The 8,100-nt window shown below is 70.7% G+C and carries 7 protein-coding genes; 3 read left to right on the top strand and 4 right to left on the bottom strand.

Annotated elements, in window-relative coordinates; all coding sequences use genetic code 11:
- Positions 1-92: 92 nt before the first annotated feature.
- The 4 genes from ACK4S2_RS15130 to ACK4S2_RS15115 form a co-directional block, all read right to left on the bottom strand.
- Positions 93-1,583 carry an aldehyde dehydrogenase family protein gene (locus ACK4S2_RS15130; protein ID WP_409626225.1) on the bottom strand — a complete coding sequence of 497 codons (1,491 nt, stop codon included), beginning with the start codon at positions 1,581-1,583 and terminating at the stop codon, positions 93-95.
- Between the two features lie 11 nt (positions 1,584-1,594).
- A complete protein-coding gene (locus ACK4S2_RS15125; RefSeq protein WP_409626222.1) occupies positions 1,595-2,590 on the bottom strand; it encodes an ACP S-malonyltransferase in 996 nt (331 codons plus the stop codon).
- A 15-nt stretch (positions 2,591-2,605) separates the two neighbouring features.
- Complete coding sequence (locus ACK4S2_RS15120) at positions 2,606-4,789, bottom strand: dehydrogenase E1 component subunit alpha/beta (protein WP_409626220.1); 2,184 nt, start codon at positions 4,787-4,789, stop codon at positions 2,606-2,608.
- A 122-nt stretch (positions 4,790-4,911) separates the two neighbouring features.
- Positions 4,912-6,144: an acyl-CoA dehydrogenase gene (locus tag ACK4S2_RS15115; RefSeq protein WP_409626217.1), complete on the bottom strand. Its 1,233-nt coding sequence runs from the start codon at positions 6,142-6,144 to the stop codon at positions 4,912-4,914.
- A 93-nt stretch (positions 6,145-6,237) separates the two neighbouring features.
- Here ACK4S2_RS15115 and ACK4S2_RS15110 point away from each other — a divergent pair, with 93 nt between their 5' ends.
- From ACK4S2_RS15110 to ACK4S2_RS15100, 3 genes are all read left to right on the top strand, one after another.
- The gene (locus ACK4S2_RS15110; protein ID WP_409626215.1) at positions 6,238-7,155 is read left to right on the top strand and encodes a LysR family transcriptional regulator; all 918 of its coding nucleotides are present in this window, start codon (positions 6,238-6,240) and stop codon (positions 7,153-7,155) included.
- Between the two features lie 72 nt (positions 7,156-7,227).
- Positions 7,228-7,719, top strand: coding sequence for an antitoxin Xre/MbcA/ParS toxin-binding domain-containing protein (locus ACK4S2_RS15105; RefSeq protein ID WP_409626212.1), 492 nt, complete (start codon positions 7,228-7,230; stop codon positions 7,717-7,719).
- The gene (locus ACK4S2_RS15100) at positions 7,716-8,006 is read left to right on the top strand and encodes an RES family NAD+ phosphorylase (protein ID WP_409626209.1); all 291 of its coding nucleotides are present in this window, start codon (positions 7,716-7,718) and stop codon (positions 8,004-8,006) included. Before ACK4S2_RS15105 ends, ACK4S2_RS15100 begins: the two co-directional genes overlap by 4 nt.
- The last annotated feature ends 94 nt before the right edge of the window (positions 8,007-8,100 follow it).

Here is an 8,100-nt window from a genome sequence, read left to right as displayed (position 1 = left end):
ATATCCTCGGGTGGGGTCCGGGGAGGGCAGACAGCCCTCCCCGGCGCCGGGGCGCGGGGCGCGCGCGCAGCCCCTCGCACGCCCCCCCCGCGTCAGATGTCGAACTTCACGCCTTGCGCCAGCGGCAGCGCGGCGGAATAGTTCACCGTGTTGGTCGCCCGCCGCATATAGGCCTTCCAGGCGTCCGAGCCCGATTCGCGCCCGCCCCCCGTTTCCTTCTCGCCGCCGAAGGCGCCGCCGATCTCGGCCCCCGAAGGCCCGATGTTCACGTTGGCGATGCCGCAATCCGACCCGGCGGCCGACAGGAAGGTTTCCGCCTCGCGCAGGTTCAGCGTGAAGATGCACGACGACAGCCCCTGCGGCACGTCGTTCTGCAAGGCAATCGCCTCGTCCAGCGTGTCGTAGCCCAGCACATAGAGGATCGGCGCAAAGGTCTCGCGCTTGACCACCGCGGTCTGGGCCGGCATCTCCACCACCGCCGGCTCCACATAGGCGCCGCCTTGCGGCGCACCCGTCGCCGCCCGGCCGCCATGCACCGCGCCGCCATCGGCGCGCGCGGCCTCCAGCGCGGCGAACATCGCATCGCGCGCGGCATGGTCGATCAGCGGGCCAACCAGCGTGGTGGCGCTGCGCGGGTCGCCGATGGGCAGGCTGGCATAGGCCTTCACCAGCTTCGCCACCAGCTCGGCCCGGATGGAATGGTGCACGATCAGCCGGCGCAAGGACGTGCAGCGCTGCCCCGCCGTGCCCACGGCCGAAAACACGATGGCCCGCACCGCCATGTCCAGATCCGCCGAAGGCGCCACGATCATCGCGTTGTTGCCGCCCAGCTCCAGGATCGACCGGCCAAAGCGTTCGGCCACCTTCGGCCCCACGATCCGCCCCATCCGGGTCGATCCGGTGGCCGACACGATCGGCACGTCATGGCTTTCCACCAGCGCCGCCCCCACCTCGGGCCCGCCGATCACCAGCTGGCACAGCCCTTCGGGCGCATCGCCGAACCGCGCCAGCGCGCGTTCCATGATGGCTTGCGTGGCCAGCGCGGTCAGCGGGGTCTTTTCGCTGGGCTTCCAGATCACCGGGTCGCCCGCCACCAGCGCCAGCGCTGCGTTCCACGACCAGACCGCGACGGGGAAGTTGAACGCGGTGATGACGGCGCAAGGCCCCATCGGGTGCCAGGTCTCCATCATCCGGTGGCCGGGGCGCTCGGAGGCGATGGTCAGCCCATAGAGCTGCCGGCTCAGCCCCACGGCGAAATCGCAGATGTCGATCATCTCCTGCACTTCGCCCAGCCCTTCCGAGACGATCTTGCCCGCCTCCAGCGTCACCAGCGCACCCAGATCGGCCTTGGCCGCGCGCAGCTCCTCGCCCAAAAGGCGCACGAGTTCCCCCCGCCGCGGGGCAGGTACCGTGCGCCAGGCCCGGAACGCCGCCTGCGACCGCGCGATCGCCGCCGGCATGTCGGCCACCGGCGTCACCGGCACCCGCGCGATCTCCGCCCCGTCGATGGGCGAATGCACCGCCATCGTTCCCGTCAGCCCCGCAAGGCCGTTCGCTGCCAGAATCTCGGCTGCCGTCCGCATCGTCGTCTCCTTCATGTCACCAGCCCGCGCTGGTCCTCGCGCCCCATCGACAGCAACAGCGGCGCCGCCGCCTGCCGTGCCTGAAAGGCTGCCTTGTCCCCCATCCCGCGCCAACCCGCAAGGATCAGGCCTTGCGCCACCGCGCCGCCCAGCGTGGTGCCGGGCCCGGTGACGATGAACGCATCCGGCGCGAATTCCCGCGCCGCCACCGCAATCGCGCGGGCAAAATCGTAAGGCGCCACAACCTGATGGCCCAGCGTGTAGTCGGCCAGCCGGCCCGCATCGCTTGCCCCCGGCCACCAGATCGCCCCGCGCCCGTCCACCATCGGCACGGCCGGCTGCCGCCAGCCCAGCGCCCCGAAGGCCGCCCGCCCCGCCGCCGCCACCGGCGCCACCAGAGGGGTGTGAAACGCCGCATGGCCCGGCAGGCGCAAGGGGAACTGCCCCGCCTTCGGCACCCCGGCCTCGAAGCGCGCCAGCCCGGCCTCCTCGCCCGCCAGCACCAGCATCCCGCCCAGGTCGATCGACAGCCGCAACCCCGCCGCCTCGGCCGCCGCCAGCACCCCGGCGCGCGCCGCCGGATCGGGGCGCCAGTCCTCGCCCATCACCGGATACACCACCTGGCCCCCGGCACCTTGCCGCGCCATCAGCCCGCCCATGCCGTTGGCCAGCCGAAAGCCGTCGGCCTCGCTCAAGGCCCCCGCCACGGCCAGCGCGCCATACCAGCCCATCGAATTGCCGGTGACAGCCAGCACCTCGACCCCGCGCAAGGCGCGCGCGTCCAGCACCGTCATGGCATGGATCAGCGCCGCCGCATTGCCGCCGTCCAGATGCCCCGGTCCAAAGGCCGCCGCCCCGTCCAGCGCCGCCAGCGCCGGTTGCCCGGCCTCGGCCCGGATCGCCTCGTAAACCGCCAGCAAGGGCGCGCCCCCGTGCAACCGCGTCAGCGATCCCAACTCGCCCTTGCCATAGGTGCCGCGCCCGGGGCAGACCACCACCGCCTTCATTGCATCCCCCCCCCCTCAGCGGCCCAGCGCCGCGCGTGCCGCCGCCACGATCTGCGCCCGGCTGGGCATGGTGGCAGCATAGGCCGGCCCGGTGGCGATGAAACTGTCCTCCGCCGCCAGCCGCGCCACGCGGCGAACCCCCGCCAGCGCCAGCGCCGCCACGATCGCCTCCGACGGCCCGCCCGAACGGCGGCATTCGTCCACCACCAGCACCGCGCCGCAACCCGCCACTGCCTCCAGCATCGCCGCTTCGGGCAAAGGCGCCAGCCAGCGCAGATCGACCACCCGCGCGGCAATCCCCAGCGCCGCAAGGTCCGCCTGCGCCTGCCGGCTCAGATACACCCCGTTGCCGAAGGTCACGATGGCCAGGTCCCGCCCCTCGCCGTGCACCGCCACGCTGCCAAGGCTTGCCCGCTCGCCCGGGGCCGGATAGGCCCGCATCCAGCCGCCATCCTTTTCGGCCAGCAGGTCGCGCATGGGATACAGCGCGATGGGCTCCAGAAACACCGCCACCCGCTGCTCCTCGCGCGCCAGCCGCACGCATTCGCGCAGCATCCGCACCGCCTCGGCCCCGTCCGAAGGGCAGGCCAGGATCAGCCCCGGAATGTCGCGCAGCACCGCCACCGAGTTGTCGTTGTGGAAATGCCCGCCAAAGCCCTTCTGATAGCCCAGGCCCGCAATCCGCACCACCATCGGGTTGGTGTATTGCCCGTTGGAGAAAAACGGCAAGGTCGCCGCCTCGCCGCGCAACTGGTCCTCGGCATTGTGCAGATAGGCCAGGAACTGAATCTCCGGCATCGGCAGAAAGCCGTTGTGCGCCAGGCCGATGCCCAGCCCCAGGATCGACTGTTCGTCCAGCAGCGTGTCGATCACCCGGTCCGCGCCGAACCGCGCCTGCAACCGCTGCGTCACGCCGTAAACGCCCCCCTTGCGGCCGACATCCTCGCCCATCAGCACGATCTCGCCATGCTCCAGCATCAGATCGGTCAGCGCCCAGTTGATGAGGCGCGACATGATCTGCGGCTCGGCCATCTGGCCCAGATCGGCGCCAAAGGCCGCCGCCCGTGCCGCAGGCTCGGGCCCGTTCGTCGGCCGACAGGCCCGCGCGGGCGGGATCAGGCTCGCCATCACGCCCGCCGCATCCTTCAGCCGCGGCCGCGTCACCGCCTCGGCCGCCACCCGGTCCACCCGCTCGCGCGTTTCCAGATAGGCGGCCAGTGCGGCCTCCGGGTCCATCGCGCCGGCCTCAGACAGCAGCCGCACCGAATGCAGCAGGGGGTCGTTGGCCTCCTCGGCCTCGACCTCGGCCTTGGGCAGATAGGTGGTCGGCAGGTCGGCCCCCGCGTGCCCGTAAAGCCGCACCATGCGCAGGTGCAGCACCGCCGGCTTCCTGCGCGCCCGCACCCAGTCCGCCGCCTCCTTCGCCACCGCGAAGGTCTCGTAGATGTCCAGCCCGTCGGCCTTGAAATAGCGCAACCCCGGCCGCGCCCGGAACGACGCCTCGATCCAGCCGTCCGGCGTCTTGGTGGAAATCCCGATGCCGTTGTCCTCGCACACGAACAGCAGCGGCAAGGGCACATGCTGCCAGGCGGTCCACCCGGCGGTGTTGAAGGCGCCTTGCGCCGTCGAATGGTTGGCGCTGGCATCGCCGAAGCTGCACATCACGATGGCATCCTCGGCCAGCGCCCGATGCTCGGGCGGCCGCCGCCGCGCCAGCCCCAGGCTGTAGGCCGCCCCCACCGCCTTGGGCAGATGGCTGGCAATGGTCGAGGTCTGCGGCGGAATGTTCAGCGCCTTGCTGCCCAGCACCTTGTGCCGCCCGCCCGAAATCGGATCCTCGCTGGACGAGGCAAAGGACAAGAGCATGTCCCACACCGGCGATTGCCCCGGCACCTGCCGCGCCCGCATCAGCTGGAACGCCGCATCGCGGTAATGCAGAAAGGCCATGTCCTCGGGCCGCAAGGCCGCCGCCACCGCCGCCATGCCCTCGTGCCCCGAGGAGCCGATGGTGTAAAACCCCTGACCCGCCTTCTGCATCGCCCGCGCGGTCAGGTCCAGCGCCCGGCTTTCCAGCTGCGCGCGGAACACCTCGACCGCCTGCACCGGGCCCAGGCCCGGCACCGGCGCCTTGCCGGCCGGAAAATCGCGCGCGGGCACCCGACGCAGGAAGTTTTCATGCACGATGACCGAACGCGGCACGTCTCACCTCTTCACCTTGCCCGAAATATCCTCGGGAGGGGTCCGGGGAGGGGGGAACCCCCTCCCCGGGCGGGGGGGCGGGGGGTGGCAACCCCCCGCTTTCCCCCGGCCGTCCGATGGCGTCAGAAGAACGCCTGCAACCCGGTGATCGCGCGGCCCAGGATCAGGGCGTGCACGTCATGGGTGCCTTCATAGGTGTTCACCGTTTCCAGGTTCACCATGTGGCGGATCACCTGGAAATCCTCCTGAATGCCGTTGCCGCCGTGCATGTCGCGCGCCCAGCGGGCGATATCCAGCGCCTTGCCGCAGTTGTTGCGCTTGACGATGGAAATCATCTCGGGCGCGGCATTGGCCGCATCCAGCAGCCGGCCCACCTGCAACGACCCCTGCAGGCCCAGGGCGATGTCCGTCATCATGTTGGCCAGCTTCAGCTGGAAGATCTGGGTCTGCGCGATCGGCTTGCCGAACTGCTTGCGATCCAGCCCGTATTGCCGCGCCGCCGCCATGCAGAACTCGGCCGCGCCCATCACGCCCCAGGAAATGCCATAGCGCGCGCGGTTGAGGCAGCCGAACGGCCCCTTCAGCCCTTCCACATGCGGCAGCAGCGCGTCCTCGCCGACTTCCACATCCTTCATCACGATCTCGCCGGTGATCGAGGCGCGCAAGCTCAGCTTTCCGCCGATCTTCGGCGCGCTCAGCCCCGTCATGCCCTTTTCCAGCACGAAGCCGCGGATCTTGCCGCCATGCGCCTCGGATTTGGCCCAGACCACGAACACATCGGCGATCGGGCTGTTGGAAATCCACATCTTGGACCCGTTCAGCACATAGCCGCCGGCGGTCTTCCGCGCCACGGTCTTCATGCCCGCCGGGTCCGACCCGGCGTCGGGTTCGGTCAGCCCGAAACAGCCGATGAACTCTCCGCTGGCCAGTTTCGGCAGGTATTTCTGCCGCTGCGCCTCGGACCCGTAGGCATGGATCGGGTACATCACCAGGCTCGACTGTACCGACATCATGCTGCGATAGCCCGAATCCACCCGCTCGACCTCGCGGGCGACCAGGCCATAGGCGACGTACGAGGCACCCAGCCCGCCGTATTCCTCGGGGATGGTCACGCCCAAAAGGCCCATCTCGCCCATTTCGCGGAAGATCGCCGGGTCGGTCGATTCCTCGCGGAAGGCGGCGGTGACGCGCGGTTGCAGCTTGTCCTGCGCATAGGCGCGGGCGGCATCGCGCAAGGCGCGCTCGTCCTCGGTCAGCTGGCTGTCCAGCCGGAACGGGTCTTCCCAGTCGAAGCGGCCCAGATCGGGGGCATCCTTGGCCTTGAGTTTCGGGCGGGTCTGCGAAGCGGTGTCCATGGCGCTCTCCATCGGCGAGGGTCGATGCAGCATAGGCTTTGCAACCCCGGCAAGGAAACGCTATCTGCCATTCAGATCATGCACGGAACGCATATGTCCCGCCCGCGCCGCTACCTGCCTTCGCTCAGCCTGCTCACCGCCTTCGAGGCGGTGCTGCGCACCGGCTCCACCGCCGCCGCCGCGCGCGAGCTGGACCTGACCCAAGGTGCGGTCAGCCGCCTTGTCCAGAACCTCGAAACCCAGGTCGGCACCGCGCTGTTCCTGCGCGAACGCCGCCGCCTGATCCCGACCGAGGCCGCCCGCGCCTATGGCCGCGATATCTCGCGCGCGCTCGACCTCATCGCCCGCGCCTCGATGGAGCTGGCCGCCAACCCCGGCGGCGGCATCCTCAGCCTCGCCATCCTGCCCGCCTTCGGCACCCGCTGGCTGGCGCCGCGCCTGCCGTCCTTCCTGACCGCGCATCCGGGCATCACCATCAACCTCGCCACCCGGCTGAAACGCTTCAACTTCGCCGCCGAAGGCTTTGATGCCGCGATTCATTTCGGCTCCGACGACTGGCGCGGGGCAGGGCACCTGCACCTGTTCGACGAAACCCTCGTCGCCTGCGCCGCGCCGGCCTTTCTGGCCGCCCACCCCGTCGCCACCCCGGCCGACCTGCTGGCGCTGCCCCTGCTGCAGATCGAAACCCGCCCCACCGCCTGGCCCGACTGGTTCCGCGCCCACGGGGTTTCCGCCCCGCCGCCGCGCGGCATGCTGTTCGACCAGTTCGCCCCCATGACCCAGGCGGCGATCCACGGCCTCGGCATCGCCTTGCTGCCCGAGTTCCTGGCCGCCCCCGACCTTGCCGAAGGCCGCCTTGCCCCGGTCTGCGGCGGTGCGGTGGCCGGCTCGGGCAGCTACTGGCTGGTCTGGCCCGAAACCCGCGCCGACTATCCGCCGCTGGTGGCCTTTCGGGCCTGGCTTGCCGCGGAAACCGCCGGCCTGCGCGGCCCCGGGGTGGCGAGTGCTTGATTTTTCGCGTCACGTGGCGCATGTTTCACGACACATGACACGCGCCCCGGACACCCCGCTAAGCCGCCGCCGATGACCCCCGCCGCCACCCTTTCCCCGGCCGCCATCGCCGCCGACAGCAACGTCTCCCGCACCTATGCGCTGCTGGGCGGCGAGGCGGCCATCCGCGCCCCCATCCGCAACGCGATCGAGGCGCACGACGTGCTGGCCCGCGGGTTGCCCGCGGCGTCGCTGCTGCACCTGGTGGACCGTGTGGGCTTTCTCGAACACGGCGATGCGCTGATGAAGGCGGTGGGCGTCAGCCTGCGCACGGTGCAGCGCCGCCGGGCCGACCCGACGCCGACCCGGCTGAGCACCGAACAAAGCAACCGCACCTGGCGCTTTGCCGCGATCCTCGCCGAGGCCATCGCGGTGCTGGGCACGCAAGCCGCCGCCGAAGACTGGATGAACCGCCCCGCCATCGGGCTGGACAACCGCCGCCCCGTCGATCTGCTGGCCACCGCCGCCGGGGCCGAGGCGGTGGCCGAATACCTGACCCGGCTGGATTACGGGGTCTATGCGTGACGCCGCTGCCCGGCCTGCTGGGCACGGGCGAGGTGCGCTTCTGGCGCCTCGACCACGACCGCCACGCCGCCACCTGGGACAGCGGCGAAGGCGCCTTTCTGGTCGGCGGGCGCTGGAACTCGCGCGGGGTGCGCTGCGTCTATGCCGCGCTCGACCCGGCGACCGCCTGCCTTGAAGTCGCGGTGCACAAGGGATTTGCCGTGCTGGACATGCAGCCGCACACGCTCACCTCGGCCCGCCTCGCCGATCCTGCCCTGGTGCGGCGTTGTTGCAGAACTCACGCTTGAGGCATGATGCCCCTTTCCCCGCCATCGTCAGGCGACACGTACGATCTCGGCCGTTCCGAGAGCCGAGAAGCGGTTCATCAGTGCGACGCGGATC

This window comes from Gemmobacter sp. (assembly GCF_046292685.1).
Taxonomy (GTDB): Bacteria; Pseudomonadota; Alphaproteobacteria; order Rhodobacterales; family Rhodobacteraceae; genus Wagnerdoeblera.
The sequence above is the reverse complement of the archived record's forward strand: the minus strand, read 5'-3'. Positions and strand labels throughout refer to the sequence as shown.

What these genes read in the sequence shown, in the direction of transcription:
- ACK4S2_RS15130 (WP_409626225.1), bottom strand. Translation starts at nt 1,583, where the DNA reads ATGCGGACGGCAGCCGAGATTCTGGCAGCGAACGGCCTTGCGGGGCTG.
- ACK4S2_RS15125 (WP_409626222.1), bottom strand. Translation starts at nt 2,590, where the DNA reads ATGAAGGCGGTGGTGGTCTGCCCCGGGCGCGGCACCTATGGCAAGGGC.
- ACK4S2_RS15115 (WP_409626217.1), bottom strand. Translation starts at nt 6,144, where the DNA reads ATGGACACCGCTTCGCAGACCCGCCCGAAACTCAAGGCCAAGGATGCC.
- ACK4S2_RS15110 (WP_409626215.1), top strand. Translation starts at nt 6,238, where the DNA reads ATGTCCCGCCCGCGCCGCTACCTGCCTTCGCTCAGCCTGCTCACCGCC.
- ACK4S2_RS15105 (WP_409626212.1), top strand. Translation starts at nt 7,228, where the DNA reads ATGACCCCCGCCGCCACCCTTTCCCCGGCCGCCATCGCCGCCGACAGC.